General features: G+C 73.3%; 17 protein-coding genes. 6 read left to right on the top strand and 11 right to left on the bottom strand.

Annotated elements, in window-relative coordinates:
• Positions 1-36 precede the first annotated feature (36 nt).
• The 3 genes from disA to ispD all read left to right on the top strand — a co-directional run bounded on the left by disA (position 37) and on the right by ispD (position 2,427).
• Complete coding sequence (gene disA / locus ACZ5UI_RS14020; RefSeq protein ID WP_464187776.1) at positions 37-1,149, top strand: DNA integrity scanning diadenylate cyclase DisA; 1,113 nt, start codon at positions 37-39, stop codon at positions 1,147-1,149.
• Positions 1,150-1,304: 155 nt separating this feature from the next.
• Complete coding sequence (locus ACZ5UI_RS14015) at positions 1,305-1,769, top strand: CarD family transcriptional regulator (RefSeq protein ID WP_464187774.1); 465 nt, start codon at positions 1,305-1,307, stop codon at positions 1,767-1,769.
• Between the two features lie 13 nt (positions 1,770-1,782).
• Positions 1,783-2,427: a 2-C-methyl-D-erythritol 4-phosphate cytidylyltransferase gene (gene ispD, locus ACZ5UI_RS14010; protein WP_464187772.1), complete on the top strand. Its 645-nt coding sequence runs from the start codon at positions 1,783-1,785 to the stop codon at positions 2,425-2,427.
• Here the strand turns inward: ispD and ACZ5UI_RS14005 are convergent.
• The 5 genes from ACZ5UI_RS14005 to ACZ5UI_RS13985 all read right to left on the bottom strand — a co-directional run bounded on the left by ACZ5UI_RS14005 (position 2,417) and on the right by ACZ5UI_RS13985 (position 7,133).
• Positions 2,417-3,166 carry a tyrosine-protein phosphatase gene (locus tag ACZ5UI_RS14005; protein ID WP_464187770.1) on the bottom strand — a complete coding sequence of 250 codons (750 nt, stop codon included), beginning with the start codon at positions 3,164-3,166 and terminating at the stop codon, positions 2,417-2,419. The two genes, ispD and ACZ5UI_RS14005, sit on opposite strands and share 11 nt — an antisense overlap.
• Positions 3,163-3,723, bottom strand: a complete 561-nt coding sequence (locus ACZ5UI_RS14000; RefSeq protein WP_464187768.1) for an NYN domain-containing protein — start codon at positions 3,721-3,723, stop codon at positions 3,163-3,165. Before ACZ5UI_RS14000 ends, ACZ5UI_RS14005 begins: the two co-directional genes overlap by 4 nt.
• The gene (locus tag ACZ5UI_RS13995; protein ID WP_464187766.1) at positions 3,723-4,442 is read right to left on the bottom strand and encodes a tyrosine-protein phosphatase; all 720 of its coding nucleotides are present in this window, start codon (positions 4,440-4,442) and stop codon (positions 3,723-3,725) included. Before ACZ5UI_RS13995 ends, ACZ5UI_RS14000 begins: the two co-directional genes overlap by 1 nt.
• Before the next feature lie 221 nt (positions 4,443-4,663).
• Positions 4,664-6,124 (bottom strand): phytoene desaturase family protein, encoded by a 1,461-nt coding sequence (locus ACZ5UI_RS13990; protein WP_464187764.1) that lies wholly within the window; start codon positions 6,122-6,124, stop codon positions 4,664-4,666.
• A 10-nt stretch (positions 6,125-6,134) separates the two neighbouring features.
• Positions 6,135-7,133 (bottom strand): transglutaminase-like domain-containing protein, encoded by a 999-nt coding sequence (locus tag ACZ5UI_RS13985; RefSeq protein WP_464187762.1) that lies wholly within the window; start codon positions 7,131-7,133, stop codon positions 6,135-6,137.
• A 101-nt stretch (positions 7,134-7,234) separates the two neighbouring features.
• Between ACZ5UI_RS13985 and ACZ5UI_RS13980 the strand changes: the two genes are divergently transcribed.
• Genes ACZ5UI_RS13980 through ACZ5UI_RS13970 form a run of 3 tightly spaced genes read left to right on the top strand, consistent with a single transcriptional unit; the run spans position 7,235 to position 10,149 of the window.
• On the top strand, positions 7,235-8,071 hold the full coding sequence (locus ACZ5UI_RS13980; protein ID WP_464187759.1) for a PHP domain-containing protein: 837 nt from the start codon (positions 7,235-7,237) through the stop codon (positions 8,069-8,071).
• The gene (gene ispF / locus ACZ5UI_RS13975) at positions 8,068-8,538 is read left to right on the top strand and encodes a 2-C-methyl-D-erythritol 2,4-cyclodiphosphate synthase (RefSeq protein ID WP_464187757.1); all 471 of its coding nucleotides are present in this window, start codon (positions 8,068-8,070) and stop codon (positions 8,536-8,538) included. Before ACZ5UI_RS13980 ends, ispF begins: the two co-directional genes overlap by 4 nt.
• Positions 8,539-8,550: 12 nt before the next feature.
• The gene (locus ACZ5UI_RS13970; RefSeq protein ID WP_464187755.1) at positions 8,551-10,149 is read left to right on the top strand and encodes a Na+/H+ antiporter; all 1,599 of its coding nucleotides are present in this window, start codon (positions 8,551-8,553) and stop codon (positions 10,147-10,149) included.
• A 12-nt stretch (positions 10,150-10,161) separates the two neighbouring features.
• Here ACZ5UI_RS13970 and ACZ5UI_RS13965 read toward each other — a convergent pair whose 3' ends face one another.
• From ACZ5UI_RS13965 to ACZ5UI_RS13940, 6 genes are all read right to left on the bottom strand, one after another.
• On the bottom strand, positions 10,162-11,460 hold the full coding sequence (locus tag ACZ5UI_RS13965) for a patatin-like phospholipase family protein (RefSeq protein ID WP_464187753.1): 1,299 nt from the start codon (positions 11,458-11,460) through the stop codon (positions 10,162-10,164).
• Positions 11,461-11,727: 267 nt separating this feature from the next.
• On the bottom strand, positions 11,728-13,146 hold the full coding sequence (locus ACZ5UI_RS13960) for a metallophosphoesterase family protein (protein ID WP_464187751.1): 1,419 nt from the start codon (positions 13,144-13,146) through the stop codon (positions 11,728-11,730).
• Positions 13,143-15,419, bottom strand: a complete 2,277-nt coding sequence (locus tag ACZ5UI_RS13955; RefSeq protein WP_464187749.1) for an ABC transporter permease — start codon at positions 15,417-15,419, stop codon at positions 13,143-13,145. The genes ACZ5UI_RS13960 and ACZ5UI_RS13955 overlap by 4 nt, the downstream gene beginning before the upstream one ends.
• A complete protein-coding gene (locus ACZ5UI_RS13950) occupies positions 15,416-16,072 on the bottom strand; it encodes an ABC transporter ATP-binding protein (protein ID WP_464187747.1) in 657 nt (218 codons plus the stop codon). The genes ACZ5UI_RS13955 and ACZ5UI_RS13950 overlap by 4 nt, the downstream gene beginning before the upstream one ends.
• Positions 16,073-16,136: 64 nt before the next feature.
• Entirely contained in the window at positions 16,137-19,151 is a 3,015-nt protein-coding gene (locus ACZ5UI_RS13945; RefSeq protein WP_464187745.1) for a hypothetical protein, read from the bottom strand.
• Positions 19,152-19,281: 130 nt separating this feature from the next.
• Positions 19,282-20,538 (bottom strand): alpha/beta fold hydrolase, encoded by a 1,257-nt coding sequence (locus ACZ5UI_RS13940; protein WP_464187743.1) that lies wholly within the window; start codon positions 20,536-20,538, stop codon positions 19,282-19,284.
• Positions 20,539-20,560 lie beyond the last annotated feature (22 nt).

Below are 20,560 nucleotides of genomic sequence, written 5' to 3'. Positions count from 1 at the left end.
TTATCTTGCCTTACAGATCGCTAGAATGTGTTCTTCATGTCGGCGCGATCTGGGGAAGAGCTCAACGAGCTCGAGTCACGACAAGAGCCCCGGCTCGTCAAGTCGCTGGAGATGGTTGCGCCCGGCACCGCGCTGCGTGAGGGCATCGACAACATCCTGCACGCCGACACCGGCGCGCTGATCGTCGTCGGCGAGCCCGACGAGCTCAGCTTCCTGTTCTCCGGCGGCATCAAGCTCGACGTCGACTACACGCCGTCGCTGATCTACCAGGTGGCGAAGATGGACGGCGGCATCGTCTGCAACGCCAACGCGACGAAGATCGCGATGGCCAACGTGCAGCTGATCCCGGATCCGACGATCCTGTCGCTGGAGACCGGCACCCGCCACCGCACCGCCGAGCGCGTCTCCAAGCAGACCGACGCGCTGGTGATCGCCATCTCCAAGCGGCGCGAGGTCATCTCGCTCTACGTCGACGGCGCGAAGTACATCCTTGAGGACATCCCCGTCGTCCTGGCCAAGGCCAACCAGGCGCTGGCCACGCTGGACAAGTACCGCACGCGCCTGGACCAGGTCTCCACGCGCCTGACCGCCCTGGAGTTCGAGGGCGGCGCCACCCTCCACGACGTCCTCACGGTCCTGCAGCGCTCCGAGCTGGTCACGCGCATGGCCGTCGAGATCGAGCGCTACATCGTCGAGCTGGGCACCGAAGGGCGCCTGATCGAGATGCAGCTCGAGGAGACGATGGTCGGGACCGCCTCCGACAAGGCCGCGCTGATCCGCGACTACCTCGCGGACCCCAGCGACGAGGCCTTCGCCACCGCTTTGGACCAGATCGGTCGCCTGCCCCATCAGGACCTGCTCGACTTCGGCCGCCTCGCCGAAGTGCTCGGGTACGACCGCAAGCTCAACACCCTGGACTATCCCGTCTCGCCCCGTGGCTACCGCATCCTGGGACGGATCCCGCGGTTGCCCAAGATCGTCGTCACGCAGATCGTGCGCGACTTCGGCGGGCTCGACGAGATGCTCGCCGCGACCGACGCCGAACTGGAGGCCGTCGAGGGCGTGGGCGAGATCCGGGCGAAGGACATCCGCGAGGGCCTTCGCCGTCTGCAGGAGATCAACCTCGTTGATCGCTACCTGCAGACCTGATTTGCCGGAACCAAGCAGGACCCTGAAGGAGGGACACCATCACCGACGTCACTGAAGAGCAGCTCCTGGAGGACCTGGAAGTCGTCCGCGAGGTCGAGTGCATCGACTTCGAGGTCGGCGACTCCGTGGTCTATCCCCATCACGGGGCAGGCAAGGTGCTCAAGAAGGAAAACAAGAAGATCTTCGGTGAGGAGCGGCAGTACCTCACGATCAAGATCCTGCACAACGACATGACCGTGATGGTTCCGTGCGAGAACGCGGCGATCGCTGGTCTGCGCCGCATCATCGACGAGGAAGCCGTCAAGAAGGTCCTGGGCGTTCTCGAGGACTCCGAGTCGGAGATGCCGAAGAACTGGAACCGGCGCTTCAAGCACAACCGCGACAAGATCAAGACCGGCGACATCTACGAGCTGGCCGAGGTCGTCCGCAACCTGGCCCTGCGCGAGTTCGAGAAGGGCCTGTCGACCGGCGAGAAGCAGATGTTCACGCGGGCCAAGAAGATCCTGGCCTCGGAGCTGATGTACGCGCTGGACAAGGACGAGGAGGCCGCCGAGGCATACCTCGACGACCTGCTGGCCCGGTCCGCCGAGGAAAAGGGCATCGTCCCCGCGGCCAAGTAGGGACGGAACTTCCGTGGCCGTCGCATTGCTCGTGGCGGCCGGACGTGGCGAACGCCTTGGTGCCCGTGGGCCCAAGGCGTTCGTCATGTTGGGAGGTCGTCCGCTGTACGAGTGGTCGCTGGAGGCGCTGCTCGCGGCCCCCGCGGTGGCCGACGTGGTCGTCGCGGTGCCGGCCGAGGTGACCGGCAGCATCGCCGGCGCCGTGACCGGCGGTGCATCACGCTCGGAGTCGGTGCGCAACGCGCTGGCCGCCGCCCCGCAGGGCGACGACGTGATCCTCGTGCACGACGCCGCGCGGCCGCTGCTCACGCCGGACCTGGTCGAGGCCTGCGTGGCCGGCCTGGAGGGCTTTGACGCCGTCGTCGCCGCCGCACCGGTGACCGACACGATCAAGCACGCGCCCGGGCCGGACCTCGTGGTCGACCGCACGCTCGATCGCGCGGCGCTGTGGGCGGTGCAGACGCCACAGGTCTTCCGGCGCGCGTGGCTGGAGCGGGCGCTGGGCCAGGACGAGGCGACCCTGGCCGCGGCCACCGACGACGCCGGCCTGGTCGAGGCGCTCGGCGGCCGCGTGGGCATCGTGCCCGCGCCGCGCGAGAACCTGAAGGTGACGACGCCGCTGGACCTGCGCGTCGCCGAGCTCCTGCTCAGCCGCTGAGGCGAGCCCGCAGCGCGGTCACGTCGTCGGCCTCGAAGCCGTGCGCCGCCAGCCACTCGTGCGCGTCGACCAGCTCGAGCACGCGCTCCATCGTCTCGGCCCGCGGACGATGTCGATCCGTGTGCTCGACGTGGATGTCGCCCGCGTAGGTGGGCGAGGCGGCCAGCCGGGCGACGATCGCGTCGATGCGCTCGTCGGTGGCCACGTAGTCGGCCACGATCGCCTCGCGGGGCACGCCGGCCACCTGCAGCGCGAACGCGCAGACCACGCCGGTGCGGTCCTTGCCCGCCGCGCAGTGGACGACGGTCGCGCCGTCGGCAGCGGCGATGTCGCGCAGCGCCCCGACGATCGAGTCCGGGCGGTGGTGCAGGTAGTTCAGGTAGGCGCGCACGGCCGGCGACTCGTCGAGCTCGCCCATGCTGTCGAAGCTCTGCCAGGGCAGCACGTCGAGGTCGGTGTTCTGGCCGGCCTCCGGATACAGCGAGCGGTGGCGGATGTCGACGCGGTCCTCGCGGGTCAGCGGGCCGGGACCCTCGGCCTCGACCTCCATGCCGGTGCGCAGGTCGACCACGACGCGCACGGACAGCTCGTCGACGAGAAAGCGCACGTCGCTCTCGGTCAGCCCTTGCAGGTTGTCGGTGCGCAGCAGCACGCCGGGCTGCGTGACGCCGCCGCCGGCCAGCGGGAGGCCACCGAGGTCGCGCGCGTTGGCCGCACCCTCGAGGGGCAGCCAGGTCACCCCAGCAGCGTCCACGGATCGAACCGGTCGATCGGGATGACCCGCACGCGCGGCAGCGCGACGGTGAAGGCCCCGACGTCGTCCTCGAGGTCGAGCATCTGCAGCCCGTCGGGGACCAGCTCGGCCAACGCCGTGCTGATCAGCTCGCGGAAGCCGTAGACGCCGACCCGGCGGTCGGGCACGGTCAGCAGCGCGCCCATCGCCTCGGCGAAGTCCCCGTCGTGGCTGGCCAGCAGCACGTCGCCGTCCTCGCGCTCGGCCAGCGCCTCGAGCGTGCGCAGGATCGCCACGTCGACGACCTTGACCTCGGGCGGGCCGGACAGCAGCACCGGGCGGAAGTCCAGCGCGGTGAGCGCCTGCACGAACGACATCGGGACGCTGCCCGAGCCGTTGAGGAAGAACAGGCCGCGCACCGGCTGGCCCCACAGCTCCGCCGCGTGGTCGCGGACGCGGTCCCAGCGCGGGCGCTCCTCGGGGGCGGGGCGGCGACCGAGCAGCGAGCCGCCCAGCGTCGCGTCGATGTTCTCGCCGTCGACGAGCAGGAAGGTCTCGGGCATCAGGCCGCGCGCAGCCCCTCGTCCAGGAAGGCCCGCGGCGTCGCCGAGGTCATGCGCTCGGCGGCGGCGGGATCGACGCCGGCCTGCGCGAGGATCGACACGGCCTCGCCGAGCACGGGGCCGCGCGTGGGGCGGTGCGCGTCGGAGGCGATCACGTTGGCGCGGCCGTCGCCGGCCAGCGCCAGCGCCCAGCGCCGCGCGTCCTCGCCGTGGCGCCCGGTCAGCGACGAGCCGTTGATCTGCAGGCGCGCGCCACCGGCCAGCAGCGCGTCCAGGCCGCCGCCGTCGGCCATCAGCGACGGGCAGCGCTCGGGGTGGCCGATGAGCAGGCCGTAGCCGCGCTGGCGCAGCTCGCCGGCGGCGTTGAGCAGGCCGGGCGACTCGAGGAAGAGCGGGGCCTCCAACAGCACCCAGCGGTGGCCCTCCGGGCCCTGCGCGGCGATCTCCAGCTCCGCGGGCGTGAGGCGGGCGATGTCGTCCTGGGCCAGCTCGACGCCTTCCAGCACGCGCAGCGGGATCGCGGCGTCCTGGAGCGCGGCCCGCAGCTCGGCCACGCGCTCGGGCACGGTGAGCACGTCGACGTCGCGCGCATGCGGGGTGACGGTGATCGTGTCGGTGCCGTCGGCCACGGCCATCCGCGCGAGCTCCAGGCTCTCGTCCATGCTCTTGGGGCCGTCGTCGACGCCCGGCAGCAGATGGAAATGGAGCTCGGTCCGCATGTACGCCATTTCACGGTAGCCCGCCCGACCTGCGAGGTTCGGCCAACGTTCACCATTGCGCCTCAACTCTCCGCCGCCGCGACCGATTCAATGAGCATCGCCCCAGGTCGGAAGGGGCGCCCGGTCGGACCATCTTCGACCGGGTAGGGGAGTTCGACGTCCCCGATGGAATGAGAGGGCTCCGCTTGCGGGGCCCTTTCGCGTGAGACGACCGGTCCCGCTCACCTCGCGGCGAGCACGGCCATCGCGGCGTTGTGCCCGGGGATGCCGCTGACGCCGCCGCCCCGGATCGCGCCCGCGCCGCACAGCAGCACGCGCTCGTGGGCGGTCTCGACGCCCCAGCGCCCCGCCTGCGCCTCGTCCTCGGCCCAGGGCCAGGCCAGGTCGCGGTGGAAGATGTTCCCCCCGGGGAGCGCGAGCTCGTCCTCCAGCTCCGGCGGGGTGCGCGCCTCCAGGCAGGGCGCGCCGTCGGCGTCGCGCCACAGGCAGTCCTCGATCGGCTCGGCCAGGACCGCGTTGAGCGAGCGCAGGGTCGCGGCCAGCGCCTCGGCCTTGGCCGCGGCGGGATCGGCGGCGAACAGCCGCGCGGGCATGTGCAGGCCGAACAGCGTCATCGTCTGCGCGCCGGCGGCCTGCAGCTCGGGGCCGAGGATCGACGGGTCGGTCAGCGAGTGGCAGTAGATCTCACACGGCGGCAGCGACGGGATCTGGCCGGCGGCGGCCTCGTCGTAGGCGGTCTGCAGCTGCGTGTAGGACTCGTTGACGTGCAGCGTGCCGGCGAACGCGTCGCGCGGATCGACGGCGCCATCGCGCAGGCGGGGCAGGCGCGAGAGGACCATGTTGACCTTCAGCTGCGCGCCCTCGGGCCGCGGGGGCGCCGCCTCGCCCAGCAGCCGCGCGAGCACCGAGGGCGCGGCGCCGCACAGCACGTGGCCGGCGCGCAGGGCGCCGCCGTCGAAGCGGACCTCGCCGTCGGGCGCGATCGACGTGACCTCCACGCCGGTGCGCAGCTGGGCGCCGGACGCGCGCGCCGACGCGGCCAGCGCGCCCGTGACCGCGCCCATGCCGCCGACCGGCACGTCCCAGTCGCCCGTGCCGTTGCCGATCACGTGGTAGAGGAAGCAGCGGTTCTGGCGCAGGTCGGTGTCGTGGGCGGCGGCGAACGTCCCGATCAGCGCGTCGGTCAGCACGATGCCCCGCAGCACGTCGTCGTCGAAGGCCGCCTCGATCGCCTCGCCGATCGGCCGCTCGACCACCGCCTCCCAGGCCGCGTCGTCGTTGACCAGCGCGCGAGCGGCCGCACGGGTGCGCAGCGGCTCCAGCACGGTCGGGAAGAGGGCCTGCGCGAGCCGGGCGCACGCCCCGCCGAGCGCGCCGGTGGAGGGGTTCAGCACACCGCCGTCGCCCACGGGCGTGTAGGAGGCGACGCTGCGCCGGCGCAGCTCCAGCGGCAGGCCCAGCTGCTGGGCCAGCGACCGTGGGAACAGCGAGACCAGGTAGGAGTAGCGCGACAGCCGGGCGTCGACGCCGGCGAACGGCCGCTCCGACACGGCCGCGCCGCCGATCTCGCCCCGGCGCTCGAGCACGACGACGGAGCGACCGGCGCAGGCGAGCAGGCTCGCGGCGACCAGCGCGTTGTGGCCACCGCCGACGATGGCGACGTCGACGTCGACCGCAGGCATATTGCGCAGACTACCCCGCGCGAATGCCCGACAGCAGCACCGCGCAGGGCTCGGCCGGATCGCCGCCGTCGGCCCACACGGTCACGGCCGACGTTCGGGCCGGGAGGGTGACGGCCAGCTCGCCCGCGTCGGGCACGTCGGCGAAGGGCACGTCGATGGGACCGACGTGCAGCACGCCCAGCCCGCCGCACAGCTTGCCGCGCGTGGCCAGCGTCAGCGTGCGCATCCCGGTGGGCAGCGCCAGCCGCTGGCGGACGGCCACGAGCTGCTTGGCGTAGGGGACGTAGGTGCCGACGTAGTCGGGCATCAGCGCCAGGTCCCAGGTCGCGCCGCCGGTCGCCGCGACGTGGCGCGGCGGGCGCACGGTGCCCGCCCCGTCGGCGACGACCTGGCGGTGCGTCGCCGCGGTCAGGTAGCCGAGCGGGCTCCACCCGCCGCCGCGGCGGATGTTCGCGTCGGTCCAGGGCACGAGCCGGTTCATCAGCGCGTACCGATCGGGCCGCTTGAGCTTGAGCACCTGCTGGATCGAGAGCACGCGGCCGTCGCGCTCGAACAGCACGCCCCACGTCGGGTCGACGTAGTGCCAGCCGCCGCTCCACCACACCTGCGCGGCGACGTGGTTCTGGCGCTCGCCGTCGAGCTCGTAGAAGAACTGCACGGGCAGCGTGCGCACGCCGCTGCGCTGGAGGATCTCCATGAACGCCTCGACGATGTCGCCGCACAGGCCGGCCTGCAGCCGGAACGCGGTCGTGAGGTCGTCCGATCCGCCGATCTGCGCGTAGATCGCCGGGCTCAGGCGCGACTGCACGTAGGTCAGCGCGGACTGGGCGGCCACCTGCTCGCTGGGGATCCGCGATCCGCCCAGCGCCTGCACGCCCGCGACCTCCTGGCGCACGTGCTCGACGCCGCGAGCGATCGGAATCGACATCACGTCGTCCTCGGCGTGGGCCGTCGAAGCCAGGATGGCGCCGGCCACGACCCACGCGATCAGCAACCCCAGAGCGCGCATGAGTGTCAGCGTGCCAACAACGGTGTCCCATTTCCCCTGCCCGCCGGTCCGAAGCCGATTCGACCGCGAGTCGGATCCACGCCGGTACCGTCTGGCGGCGCATGCTCACCGACTACCACGTCCACCTGCGACCCGACGAGCCGGGGACGACCGCCGATCGCTTCTTCACGTCCGACAACGCCGAGCGCTATCGCGCGGCGGCGGCCGACCGCGGCATCGCCGAGCTCGGCGTGTCCGAGCACGTGTACCGCTTCCGCCAGGCGCTGACCGTCTGGGACCACGACCTGTGGCGGCGCGAGGCGGTCGACGACATCGACGCCTACTGCGGGTTCGTGCGCGAGGAGACCGACCTGAAGCTGGGCATCGAGGCCGACTTCATCCCTGGCCGCGAGGACCGCATGGCCGAGCTGCTGGAGTCGCGCGACTGGGACTACGTGCTCGGCTCGATCCACTTCCTGGGCGACGAGGCGCTCGACCACCCCGACTACGACATCTGGGACAACAACGCGTCGCGCCCCGACCGCGTGTGGAGCCGCTATTTCGAATGGCTGGGCGAAGCGGCCCAGAGCGGGCTGTTCGACATCCTCTCCCACCCGGACCTGGTGAAGATGTGGGGCGGGCGCCGGCCGCGGCCTGAGGGCGACCTGCGCCGCTTCTACGAGATCGCGATCGAGGGGATCGCCGGGTCCGGGGTGGCGGTCGAGCTGTCGACCGCCGGGCTGCGCAAGCCCGTCGGTGAGCTGTACCCGGCCACGCCGTTCCTGGCGATGCTCGTCGAGGCGGGCGTCCCGATCGCGCTGTCCAGCGATGCCCACACGCCGGACCACCTCGGCTTCGGCTACGACCAGGCGCTCGCGGTCCTCGACGAGCTGGGCGTGCGCGAGCTGGCCGTCTTCGAACGCCGCGAGCGGCGGATGGAGCCGATCGGCGCGTCGTGATCGGCCAGGGCTACGACAGCCATGTGTTCGCCCCCGGGCGACCGCTGATCCTCGGGGGCGTCTCGATCCCCCACGATCGCGGGCTGCTGGGCCACTCCGATGCCGACGTGCTGACCCACGCGATCATCGACGCGCTGCTGGGCGCCGCCGCCCTCGGGGACATCGGCCAGCACTACCCCGACACCGACGAACGCTGGCGCGACGCGAACTCGATCGTGCTGCTGCGCGACGTGATCGCGCAGCTGGCCCAGCGCGGCCTGGCGCCGGTCAACGTCGACGCCACCGTCGTGCTGCAGGCGCCCAAGCTGGCGCCGTATCGGGAGGCGATCCGCGACTCGCTGGCCCAGGCGCTGGGCCTCCCGCCGGAGCGCGTCAACGTCAAGGCGACCACGGCGGAGGGCATGGGCCCGATCGGTCGCGGCGAAGGCGCCGAGGCCTATGCGGTGACGCTCCTGCGCGCCGGTTAGGATCGGCCGCCGATGCCCCGGGAGCTGGTCCTCACCCTCCTGCTCCTGGCCGCCTCGGCGTTCCTGCTCGCGGCCTACCGGACGCGCGTGCCGTACCCGATGTGGCTGGTGGTCGGCGGCGCCGTGCTCGGCTTCCTGCCGCCGGTGCCCAACGCGGCGCTCAAGCCGGATCTGGTCCTCGTCCTGCTGCTGCCGCCGCTGCTGTACTCGGCGGCCTTCTTCTCGTCGGCGCGGGATCTGAAGGCCTCGGCCCGGCCGATCTTCTCGCTGGCCTTCGGGCTCGTGCTGCTGACGGTGGTCGGGCTCGCGCTGATCGGCCACCTGGTCATCGGGCTGTCGTGGGAGACGGCGTTCGTGCTCGGCGCGGTGCTGTCGCCCACCGACCCGGTGGCGGCCACGGCGATCGGCCGGCGCGTCGGCGCGCCCGCGCGGGTGATCACCATCGTCGAGGGCGAGTCGCTGGTCAACGACTCGACCGCGCTGGTCGCCTACAAGTTCGCGATCGCCGCCGCGGTCACCGGCGGGTTCGAGTTCTTCGACGCGGCGGGCGACTTCGCCATCGACGTGGTCGGCGGCGTCGGCATCGGCCTGGCCGTCGCCTGGGTGACCACGCAGATCGCCCGCCGCGTCGACGACGCGCCGACCGAGATCCTGCTGTCGCTGCTGGTGCCGTTCTTCGCCTACCTGCCGGCCGAGTCGATCGACGTCTCGGCGGTCCTGGCCGCGGTCACGGCCGGGCTGTACCTGGGCACGCAGGCGCCGCGGCTGCTGACCCCGTCGACGCGCATCCAGCTCTACTCGGTGTGGGAGATCCTCACGTTCGGGATCAACGCGACGCTGTTCCTGCTCGTCGGCCTGGAGCTGCCGGCCATCCTCGACGGGATCGGGGACTACTCGGTCTGGACGCTGCTGGGCTACTCGGCGGTGGTGGTCGGGGGCGTGATCGTCGTGCGTTTCCTGTGGGTGTTCGCGGTCGCCTACCGGCCGCGCTTCCTGCACCGGGTGCTCGGGCGCAAGGCGCCCTATCCGCCCTGGCAGCCGGTCACGCTGGTGGCCTGGAACGGCATGCGGGGCGCGGTCTCGCTGGCCACGGCGCTGGCCATCCCGTTGACCGTCGACGGGGGCTCGGCCTTCCCCGACCGCGACCTGATCGTGTTCCTCGTCTACGTGACCATCCTGGCCACCGTGCTCGGTCAGGGCCTGACGCTGCCCTGGCTGATCCGGCGCCTGGGGCTGTCGGGGGCGGGGGAGGCGCGCGAGCGGGCGGCCGAGTCGGCGGCCCGCCTGTCCGCGCTGGACGCCGCGCTCGATCGGCTGGAGGAGATGCGCGACGAGGACTGGGTGCCCGAGGCGGCGCGCGAGCGGATGGTGCGCGTCTACGAGGGCCGCCGGCGGATCATCGCCGCCAAGGTCGAGCCCGGCGTGGCCGAGGAGACCGACCTGTTCGGCGGCGAGATGCTCGACGCGGCGGCCCGGATCCGCGAGGAGATCCAGCTCACGCAGCGCGAGCGCATCACCGAGCTGCGCGACGGCGGGCGCATCAACGACGAGACGCTGCGGCGGATCGAGCACGACCTCGACCTCGAGGACGCGCGGATGGAGCAGCTCTAGTGACTCAGGACACTAGCGGCGGCGGATCATCCGGAACTCGTCGATCGCGTGCTGGTCGCGGGCGGTCTCGTAGGCGGCGGGATCGACGTCGAGGTCGTGGCTGGCGTCCGAGCACCACAGGCGCGGGTGGCGGTCCAGCCAGCGCTGGGCGTCGGCCTGACCCTGCTCGATCAGGCCCTCCAGGAAGGCCTCGTCGAAGAGCAGGAACGAGAGCAGCTCGCCGCGGCTGGGGCCGCCGCCGAGCATCCGGCTCATCAGCGCGACGTCGGGATCGGCCAGCGAGCGCAGCCCGCGGTGGCGCTGGTGCAGCACCTTCTCGGCCAGCTCGCCCAGCGCGCCCCGCTTCTCGGGCGCGACGAGCGCGTAGGAGATCTTGCGGTAGGGCTGATGGCCGCGGGCGGTGCGGTAGGCGGTGGCCGCGGCGGGCGAGCCCGCGGGCCCGTCGACGAAGAACGAGTTGATCGCGGCCAGGCGGTGGAGGTCGTCGGTGACCTGGTCGACGAGCAGGCCGTCGAGCACGTTGGCGGCGACGTCGGCCAGGCGCGGGGTGCCGCCGCCCTCGCGGCCGCGTGCGCCGGCGAAGGGCTCGAAGCCGATCACGACGACGCGGTCGGCGCCGAGGGCCAGCGCGGGGGCGATCGGGCTGTTCAGCCGGGTGCCGCCGTCGATGTAGTAGTCGGCCACGCTGGCCGGTGAGGTGACCTCGACCGGCGGGAACAGCAGCGGGATCGCGGCCGAGGCGCGCACGTGCTCGCCGGCCAGCCGGGCGCGCACGTAGCGCAGCGGTGACCCGCCCGAGCTGCGCGGCAGCTTGCCCTGCGTCTCGACGAAGGCGACCGGCCCGCCGCCGGTGACCGCGGTGGCCACGACGCAGACGGCCTGCAGCTCGCCCTGCTTGACGTTGCGGTGCAGCGACATCCAGTCGATCCAGCGCTCGAGGCTGTCGCGCAGCGGCGTGGGGTCCAGCAGCGAGTTGAGCCGCACGCCGGGCACCTCGAGCGCCTCGCCCAGGAAGCGCAGCGTCTTCAGCGCCAGGCTCGGCCCGACCACGCGGCCGAGTACGTCGCCGCGGCGCACCGAGCGCCAGCGGTCGACGCCGAGCTGGGCGATCTCGCTCAGCGACCGGTCGGCCAGCGAGCCGAAGTGCGCGGCGTTGATCGCGCCGACGCTGGTGCCGCAGACGATCGAGACCTTCTCGCCTCGCGCCTCCAGCGCAGGCAGCATGACCGACAGCGCGCCGGCCTCGTAGGCGCCGCGCGCGCCGCCGCCGGGCAGCACGATCGCGACACGCGGTGACCCTCCGTTCTCCATCTGGGGTTCATCGTCTCGATTCGTGCCGTGCCTCGACACCGCCAGTCGGTCCCATGTGCGTGCCCGGTTGGGCCAGCGTGCGCGGGAAATGGCACGTTCCCGCTCTCCAACGCCACCGTTGTCAGTTCAGCGTCGCAGAGCGACGCCCGGCCGACAATGAGCGCCCGGGAGAGCGGCGAGGTGCCAGGACTCGCGGCGGACGGCGGCGGGCGAACCGCGCACGCGCCATCGCTGCCCGTCGTACCCGCTCGCGCCCGCGCGGCCGCGCTAGCGATACAACCGCACGTTGCGATCCAGCGCGGTGCCCGCGAAGTCGCCCGGCCGGCCGCCCTGGGCGTCGAGGAAGGCCAGGTCGCGGGACGTCGTGGCCAGGCCGTCGGGCCCGGCGCCGTGGTCGACCATCCAGGTCTCCAGCGCGTAGCCGCCGCCCTCGACCTCGACGACCCGGAACATGCGCGCCTGCTCGGGGAAGTCGGCCAGCGAGGCGGTGGTGATCAGCCAGGGGCCGTCCGCGCCGTCGCGCTTGATCTCGTTGCGATGCGTGTGGCCGGCGATCGCCGCCAGCACGGTCGGGTGCGCGCGCAGCAGGGCCAACGCGGCGTCGCCGTTCTCGGAGCGGTCCAGCGGCTGGTGGGTGAAGACGACGACCGGCCGATCGCCGGCGCGATCCAGCTCGCCCCGCAGCCAATCGAGCTGCGCGTCGCTGACCCGGCCCCCCGAGCCGCCCTCGGCCTTGGTCAGGTCCAGGGCCAGCGCGCGGACCGGGCCGATGTCGAACGCCTCGACGGTCTTCGCGCCGGTGATCCGCATCGCCTCGGCCGGCGTGACCTCGCGCCGGTCCGGATCGGGCGCGACGCGCTCGGTGCGCCCCGTGGCCAGCACGCGCTCGATCGCCGCCGTCCCGATCGAGCCGACGCCGCCCTCGCCCTCGGCGTCGGACCGGGGGATGTCGATGCCGCGCAGCTCGTCGGGATCGAGCTCGACGATCGCCCGGTCGCCGGTGGCCAGCGCCTGCGTGCGCGCGTCGGGTGCGAGCTCGCCGGCCACCAGCACGTCGTGGTTGCCCAGGACCGAGTGCAGCGGCGCGTCCAGGCCGGGTGAGCGAAACGGCCGCTGGGCCGCGGCCAGCAGCCCCGGATGGCGCGGCGCGTCGACGTCGGGGCGGTAGAAGAACGGATCGGGGTTCGTGGCCAGCTGCGGCCCGGACGGGCCGGGCCGGCCGCTGTCGGGGCGCACGACGCCGCCGCGCAGCGCGACCATCGCCTGGGTCAGCTCGTTGCGCTGCGCGTTGTCGGCCAGGTCGCCGGTCTGGATCACCGCATCGGGGTGCTGCGCGTTGATCGCCTCGACCGTCGCGGTCAGGGTCTGCAGGGTGAGCGCCTCCTGCGGGCGGAACGTCGAGCTGAAGGGCGAGCCGAAGCGGTCCAGGAACGGCACGCGAGCCGGCGACTCCTCGTCGCGCACGTGGGCGTCGCTGATCTGGGCGAACGTGGCCAGGGTCTGGCCGGGCCTGGCGTCGCCGCCGCGGTCGCGCAGCGCCTCGCCCGCCTCGGCGTTGAGCACGCCGTCGCCGTCGGGATCGCGCAGGGTGGCGCTGAGCGTCGAGCCGCCCGTGGCGGTCCGCTCGTCGTGTCCGCATCCGGCCAGCGCCAGCAGCGCCAGGCCGACGAGCGCCACGCGCCTCATGCCGCCTCCCGCAGCACGCTGGCCAGCGGCGCGCGGCCCAGCCGCCAGGCCACCCAGCCCGCTGCCGCCCCAGCCAGCACGAGCAGCCCGAGCGTGACCGCCGCCGCCTGTCCCACGCTGACCGAGACGCCCAGGTCGGCGTAGTCGGCGGCCAGATGCCCGGTGAACGGGCCCAGCACGAGCAGCTCGAGCGCGATCGCGATCAGCGCCGCGGGCAGGACCAGGGCGGCGCCCGCGCCGGTCAGCACCAGCGCCAGAGCGCCCGGACCCGCGCCCAGCGTGCGCAGCAGGGCCAGCGTACGCCGGCGATCGCTGGCGGTCAGCGCCAGCGCCTGGATCAGCGCGTACAGGGTGACCAGCGCGACGGTGCCGGCGACGACGCGCAGCACGGCCGAGAGCAGGCTGAGCAGCCGCTGGCTGTTGCCGGTGGCGCCGACGACGGTCGTGGGGTGAAAGCCGGCCGCGCGCAGCCGCTGCTGCACCGCGTCGCGCGAGGCGCCCGGGGCCAGGCGCACGGCGATCTGCGGCGGGCGGCCCTCCAGCGCCGCCGCGATCCGCCGGGGCCGCACGTAGGCCACGCGGCCCTCGTTGTCGAGCGCTCCCACGATCCCCACGACGCGGAAGCGCGCCTCGCCCTTCCCGCCGGGCAGGGCCAGCGCCAGCGTCGAACCCGGCGCCAGCCCGAGCTGGTCGGCCAGCCCGCGCCCGACCTCGGCCTCGTCGTCGGCCCGCAGCCGACGCCCTTCGCTCAGCGGCGGCGCCTCGAACGTCGTGTGATCGCCGGGGAAGGCCACGACGCGCAGGGACTCGCCCAGCGAGTACGAGTCGGCCGCGGCGAACGTCCAGCGCGGGGCGGCGGCGCCGACGCCGGCGATCTGGCGGATCGTCGGCACCTGGGCCGGCGAGGCGTCGAGCGTCAGCGCGTAGCGCTTGCCCAGCGTCGCGGGGTCGTCGCGCAGGCGCTCCAGCAGCGTGGCCAGCGCGAGCATCAGCAGCACGACGCTGGCGCACATGGCCAGTACCGCGACGGTTCCGGCGAAGCGCGCTCGCCGCGTGCTGACCAGCCGCGCGCCGAGCGCGAAGAGCCCGGCCGGGCGGCGCAGCCCGGGCGCGCGCCGCAGCGCCCGGCGTGTGCGCCCGACGAGCTCGCCGCCGCGCAGCAGCGCCGCGGGGGATCGCGCGGTGGCGCGCCAGGCCGGCCATGCGCTGGTGCCCGCGACGAGCGCCAGGATCGCCACCAGGCACCCGGCCAGCAGCGGCAGCACCGCCGGGCCCGGGGGCGCCTCGTTGAGGATGGCCAGCAGCGCCCCGGTGGGGGCCAGCGCGAGCGCCCAGCCGGCGGCCAGGCCCAGGACCGCGGCCGGCGCGCCGAGCTTCAACGCGTCCAGCGTCGTGGTGCGGGTGATCGAGGCGCGGGAGAAGCCCAGCGCGCGCCGCACGGCCGTGGCCGGCAGCCGGCGCTGCACGTCGGCGTGGGCGGCGGTGGCCAGCATCACGCCGGCGGCGGCCAGCGCCACGACCGAGAAGGCGATCAGCAGCGCGATCACGATCCCCGCCGCCTGGGCGATCAGCGAGCGCAGGCCGTCGCGGGTCAGGAAGGACAGGCCGCTGATGCCGTACGCCTGGGCCCGCGCCTGGGTCAGCGTGACGTCCGTGCGCGCGCGGTCGTTGAGCCACAGCAGCGCGGTGTCGACCGGGAGCTCCCGACCGCGATTGAACCGGCGGACCAGCTCGGGGGCGAGATACACCCGTGCCGCGGTGGCCAGCGGGAAGGCGACGTTGTCGGGCGTCCGCGCGATGCCGACCACCCGAAGCGGCCCGATCCGGCCGACCCTCAGGCTCGACCCGACGCTGAGATCCCACTCGTTGGCCACGCCCTGCTCGACGACGACCTCGCGCGAGCCGTCGTTGCGCACGTCGCGCCCGTCGACGATCCCGTAGCCGCGGCGCCCGGCGAAATCCCCGACGCCGACGATCTCGATCGCGCCCTTGCCGGTCCGCCCACCCGCCGAGGACACGGGCACGTCGCTGATCTCGAAGCGGTACGCGCGGGCCTCCAGGTTCGGCAGCGCCGCGATGCGCTCGTCCACCCGCGCCCGGTCGGCGGTGTCGAAGCGGACGATCACGTCGGGCAGGTCGGCGACGTCGGCGGCGCGCTCGAAGCCGGTGGCCAGCGAGTAGGCCAGCGTCGCGCAGACGCCGACCACGAGCGAGGCGGCCACGACGCCCAGCGCGGCCAGCAACCGGCGGCGCCCGTCGCGCCCGCGGCTCACGCCTCGACCAGCCGTCCCTCGCGCAGCTCGACCGCGCGATCGGCGCGCGCCGTGACGCTCGCCTCGTGGGTCACCACGACCACGCCGCGCCCATCGTCGGCGATCTCCCGCAGCAGGTCCAGGACGATCGCCGCCGAGGTCTCGTCGAGGTTGCCCGTCGGCTCGTCGGCCAGCACGACCGCGGGGTCGTTGACCAGCGCACGGGCGATGGCCAGGCGCTGCTGCTCGCCGCCCGACAGCTCGTGGGGCAGGCCATCGGCGACGTGATCGACGCCCAGGCGCTCGATCAGCATCCGGGCGCGGCGGGCGGCGTCGCGCGGGGCGCCGGGCAGCCGCGCGGCCAGCAGCACGTTCTCCTCGCCCGTGAGCTCGGGCACGAGGTGGAAGGCCTGGAAGACGAAGCCGACGTTGCGGCGGCGGACGGCGTCGGCGCGGCGGGCGTCCAGCGGCTCGCCGGCGATCTCGACGCTGCCCGCCTCGGGCGTGTCCAGCCCGCCGATCACGTGCAGCAGCGTCGACTTGCCCGAGCCCGAGCGGCCCACGACGGCGACCAGCTCACCCGCCGCGACGTCGAGGTCGGCCCCGTCGAGGATCGACCGCGCGGCACGCCCGCGGCCGTAGCCCTTCACCAGCCCCCGGGCCCGAACGACCATCGATCGCAGCCTAGAGCCGCGATGTCTGGCCGGTGTCAGGTCCCGGAGGCTGGCGCGCGGGCCGCTACTTCACCTTCGGCTTCAGCGTGGCGTGGGTCTTGCCCATCGTCACCCTCACGGTCATCTGGCGGCCCTTCTTGACGCCCTTCAGGCCCTTGCGGCCCAGCGTGATCGTCACGTTCTTCGACGACGCGCGCTTGGACACGGTCCGCTTGCCCTTCAGCTTGGCGCCCTTGGGCAGGCCGAGCTTGACCGCCGTGACCTTGCTCGCGGCGCGGACCTTGACCGTCAGGCGCCCCTTGCGCAGCTTGGCGGTGGCCGTCGCCCGGGCACTGCGGCTGGCCGCGGCCGACTGGATCGTGCCGCACACCTCGAACGTGCCGACGACCGCCTTCGTCGCGCCGCTGTGGCCGATGAAGTCGCCGTTGCCGGTCAGCTTCTCGCCGCAGCGCAGGCCGCGGTAGTTGACCAGGATCCCGGTCTTGCCCCCGAAGATCGTCAGCTCGAAGCGCGACAGCGGCACGTCGGGGATGCCCTCGAACGTGTTGACCACGCGGCCGTCCTTCGACAGCGACGTCTTGCCCACGAGGTCGATGTTCAGCAGGCCCCGCAGGCCCAGGCGGAGCTGAGGCAGCCCGCCGCCGGGCGGCGTGACCAGCCGCACGTCGCCGGTCAGCGGGATCGGCAGCAGCGGCGTGCTGGCCACGGCCTTGCCGACGATGTTGCGGTCGCCGCAGTCCTGACCCTCGGCGCAGGTGCGGTTCAGGTTGGGGATGTCGGCGCCCAGCTCCTTGGGCAGCGTCACCGTAACCGACTTCGTGGCGATCTCGCCGCTGGTCTGGCTGACCACGGCGACCACGGTCGGGTGCCCGCCCTTGGCCAGCTCGCTGCTGTCGCCCTTCTTGCCGGCGACGCCGGCCAGCTTGGGCGTGAACGGCACCTTGTCGCAGCCGGTGGCCTGGTAGGGCGCGTTGGCCGTCGCGGTGGCGTTCAGCGTCGAGGTGAACGTGGCGGTCAGCTGCTGCGCGGCGCAGTTGGTCGCGTTGCGCATGAAGCCCTGGCGATCGAGGTTCAGCTTGATCTGGCGCAGCCCCAGCGGGATGCCGCCCACGACGTCGGGCAGGTTGTTGGAGGTCACGTCCAGGCCGGAGTCACCCGGGCGCACGACGATCTGGGCGATCGACACCGTCGTGCCCAGGTCGAACGGCCCGACCTTGCCGGGGACCGTGATGGCCAGGCCGGCCAGCGCGCCCGCGGCGGGCGGAGCGGTCAGGAAGACGTCGCCCTGGATCTGCAGCGGCGCACCACCCGGTCCGGCGACCAGCACCGCGGAGCCGACGCGGCTGTCGGCGCCGCACTGCGCCGCCTTGGCCTTGTCGAGGTCGCACAGGCCGATGCCCGAGCCCAGGCCGCCGAGCAGGCCGGGCGGGAACGAGATCTTCATGTCCTTGAGGCGCTGCGTGCGCTCGTCGCGGCTGATCGTCGCGGCCTGCTTGGTCGCGGCGCCCGCGGTGGACGGGTCGACGCTCACCGACACGCTGGGCGAGAACGGGAGCGGATCGGGGCACGCGGTGCCCTGGCCGTCCCAGTTGACGTTGAACTGGCTGACCGCGCCGACGGGGGCGGTGCCGCTGTAGGGCGCCAGCGTGGCGGTGCTGGTCGCCGGCCCGCAGGTCGGCGGCGTGGTCAGGATCGCCTTGTCGCCACCGCGGAAGTTCAGCGCGAACGCGGTGAACGGCAGCTGGGGCAGGTTGTCGAACGTCGACGTGACCTGGCCGGTCTGCGGATCGGGCGTGACGTTGCCGATCAGCTTGATGCGCAGGCCCGGGCCGGGCACGTCGACGAACAGCCGCAGCATCTGGCCGGGGACCGGCGCGCCCTCGTACACCGTGCCGTTCAGCGTGCCGACCAGCGGCGAGGTGAACGAGGTGGTGCCGACCACCGAGGCGGCCGGGCAGGTGGGCGCGCTGCGCGAGCCCTTGGCGAACTGGTCCTCGGTGCACACCTCCAGGCCCTGGGCGGTGCCCGGGTTCAGGCCGGTGCCCAGCGGCAGCGTGACGCGCACGTTGCTGACGTACGACTGGCGGATCGGGTCCTCGCCGGCGGGGACGCCGAGCTGGATGGAGAAGGCCGACGGGGCGTCCACGCGGGTCGTCTCGGGCACCACGTTGAGGCCCGGGCTGAACGGCACGTTGGCGCAGCCGGTCGGCGCGAAGGCCGCCGACGCGGTGTCGGCGCCGCCGCTGTAGGGCGTGACGCTGACCGTCGTCGTCGACGCCGAGCAGCTGGTGGGCAGCGTCACGAAGTTCTGGCCGCTCGCCGTCTTGCCGTTGAGCGTCAGGTCCATGCCGGTGATCTGGGTGGACAGGCCGCTGAACTCGGTGGGCAGGTTCTCCAGCGTCGAGGTCAGGCCGAAGTCCGAGCCGTCGCGCACGGAGACGGGCGAGAGCAGCTTCATGTCGCCCAGGGCGCCGCCGAGGGGGCGGACGATGATGCCCAGCAGCGCGGGCTGGCCCGCGGCGGGCTCGAGGTTGTAGACCGTGCCGTCGGCGGTGATCGGGACGCTGAGCTTCTGCTGGCCCTGCTTGTGGCGGATCGTCACCGGGCCGGTGCGCAGGCCGCGCAGGTTGCGCGGACACAGGATCGGCAGCAGGTTGCAGACGACCGGCCCGACGACCGGCACGTCGCCGATCCCGCCGCCTCCGCCTCCGCCTCCTCCGCCTGAGCCACCGCCGCCGTCGGTGCCGCCGACGCCGGCGTTGGTGTAGACGCGGGTCGAGCCGACGACGCTGTCAGCGCCGCAGTTGCCGGCCTGGAAGGTGGCGACCGGGCACTTGGTCGCGGCGCTGGGGTTGCCGACGAAGCCGGGCGGGAGGTTGATGGCCAGCGACTTGGGCGTGCTGTCGCCGCTGAAGCGCAGGGCCAGCTGGAAGTTCGGGTGCGACCCCGCCTGCGTCGACGACGGCGTCGTGGCCAGCGAGCTGATGTTCAGCGCGGCTGACGCCGTCCCGGGCAGCACCACGGCGGCAGCCGCAGCCGCCGTGCAGACGCCGACGACGAACCTCTTCCTCCAACCCATACCCCCGCCCTTCTTGTCTGCAGTCCGTTCCTGGGACCCGAAGCGGTTCCCGCGCCGCCCGTACCCGCAACGATACAAGATCATGCGTGTTTTTATATGACCAGTAGGTCGGAGGACAAACAGGCGCCGCTCAGGCGGCGGCCGCACGGCGGCGCGCGCGGCGCGGCCGGCGGGGGCTGCTGGCTTCGGCGAAGAAGCTCAGGAGCAGGGGATTCACTTCGTCCGGGCGCTCGACCTGGGGCACGTGACCGCAGCCGGGCAGCACGACCTGGCGGGCGGTGGGCAGCCACTCGTCGACGACGTCGCGGAAGCCGGCGGGGATCAGCCAGTCCTCCGAGCCCCACAGGAACAGGGCCGGCGGCTTCAGCTGGGCCAGGCGCGTGTAGAAGCCGTTGCGGCCGAACGGCGCGTCGAGGTAGATGTTGCGCGCCGAGGCCAGGAAGGCGTGGCGGGCGGCCGGCGCCGCGTAGCTCTTGCGGAAGCCGTCGACGACGACGTCGGCCAACGCCTCGTCGATCGCGTCGCGGTCGTGGAACAGCGACCAGAACTGGCGCCGGACCAGCGGACGCGGGATCGCATGGGGCAGCAGGCCCCACTCCGGTCGCAGCAGGCGCACGATCGGGTGGAAGTCGCGCTTGACGAAGGCGACGGCCGGACACAGCAGCGCCAGCCCGGTGACGCGCTCGGGCGCACGCAGTCCGACCTCGAGGGCCACCCGGCCGCCCATCGAGTTGCCGACCAGGAAGGCGCGCTCGATCTCCAGCGCGTCCAGGACGCCGAGCACGGTGTCGGCGAACCACTTGGCGTCGTAGGGCGCGCGCAGCGGCTTGCCGGAGGCGCCGAACCCGGGCAGGTCGATCGCGTGGACGCGGTAGCCGCCCTTGGCCAGCGCGGCGGCGGTCTCGAAGAACGAGCTCTTGGTGCCGCCCAGGCCGTGGATCAGGACGACGTCGGGGCCGTCGCCGATGGTCAGCGTGGACACGCGCCGGCCCCGGCCGGCATCGACGTCATGCAGCTCGAGCATCGGGGCGCGGCCGTTGGGCAGGCGGAAGTACCCCTCGAAGGCGACGGCCAGGTCCAGGTCGCCGCGGGCGCGCAGGCGCCGCTGCGAGAACGCCTCGGTGCCCGACAGCGAGCCCTCGCGCAGGGCGATCCACGTGCGCGCGTCCGTGTCGATCTCGACGTTGGCCCGCCGCTTGGTGGCGCCGTCGGTCACCTCGGCGGTGTCCTCGGTCAGGTGCACCTCCCACTGGCGCCCGAGGTCCTCGAGGGCCACGCGGTAGAGGGCGTCGTAGCCGGGGCGCGCGCCGAGGTAGCGCTCGGGGAGCGTCGAAAAGGCCCGCTCGACGGCGTCGAGACGGGCGGACTTGGTCGACCCGGGGGACATCCTCTCTCGATCCTATATTCGG

The sequence above is a fragment of the Conexibacter sp. JCM 18997 genome (assembly GCF_055391915.1).
This window is presented reverse-complemented; position numbering and strand designations above follow the sequence as displayed.

Excerpts from the sequence above, each read along its gene's own strand:
- disA (WP_464187776.1), top strand. The coding sequence starts at position 37 with ATGTCGGCGCGATCTGGGGAAGAGCTCAACGAGCTCGAGTCACGACAA.
- ACZ5UI_RS14000 (WP_464187768.1), bottom strand. The coding sequence starts at position 3,723 with ATGCCCGAGACCTTCCTGCTCGTCGACGGCGAGAACATCGACGCGACG.
- ACZ5UI_RS13995 (WP_464187766.1), bottom strand. The coding sequence starts at position 4,442 with ATGCGGACCGAGCTCCATTTCCATCTGCTGCCGGGCGTCGACGACGGC.
- ACZ5UI_RS13990 (WP_464187764.1), bottom strand. The coding sequence starts at position 6,124 with ATGCCTGCGGTCGACGTCGACGTCGCCATCGTCGGCGGTGGCCACAAC.
- ACZ5UI_RS13985 (WP_464187762.1), bottom strand. The coding sequence starts at position 7,133 with ATGCGCGCTCTGGGGTTGCTGATCGCGTGGGTCGTGGCCGGCGCCATC.
- ACZ5UI_RS13980 (WP_464187759.1), top strand. The coding sequence starts at position 7,235 with ATGCTCACCGACTACCACGTCCACCTGCGACCCGACGAGCCGGGGACG.
- ACZ5UI_RS13970 (WP_464187755.1), top strand. The coding sequence starts at position 8,551 with ATGCCCCGGGAGCTGGTCCTCACCCTCCTGCTCCTGGCCGCCTCGGCG.
- ACZ5UI_RS13965 (WP_464187753.1), bottom strand. The coding sequence starts at position 11,460 with ATGGAGAACGGAGGGTCACCGCGTGTCGCGATCGTGCTGCCCGGCGGC.
- ACZ5UI_RS13960 (WP_464187751.1), bottom strand. The coding sequence starts at position 13,146 with ATGAGGCGCGTGGCGCTCGTCGGCCTGGCGCTGCTGGCGCTGGCCGGA.
- ACZ5UI_RS13950 (WP_464187747.1), bottom strand. The coding sequence starts at position 16,072 with ATGGTCGTTCGGGCCCGGGGGCTGGTGAAGGGCTACGGCCGCGGGCGT.
- ACZ5UI_RS13945 (WP_464187745.1), bottom strand. The coding sequence starts at position 19,151 with ATGGGTTGGAGGAAGAGGTTCGTCGTCGGCGTCTGCACGGCGGCTGCG.
- ACZ5UI_RS13940 (WP_464187743.1), bottom strand. The coding sequence starts at position 20,538 with ATGTCCCCCGGGTCGACCAAGTCCGCCCGTCTCGACGCCGTCGAGCGG.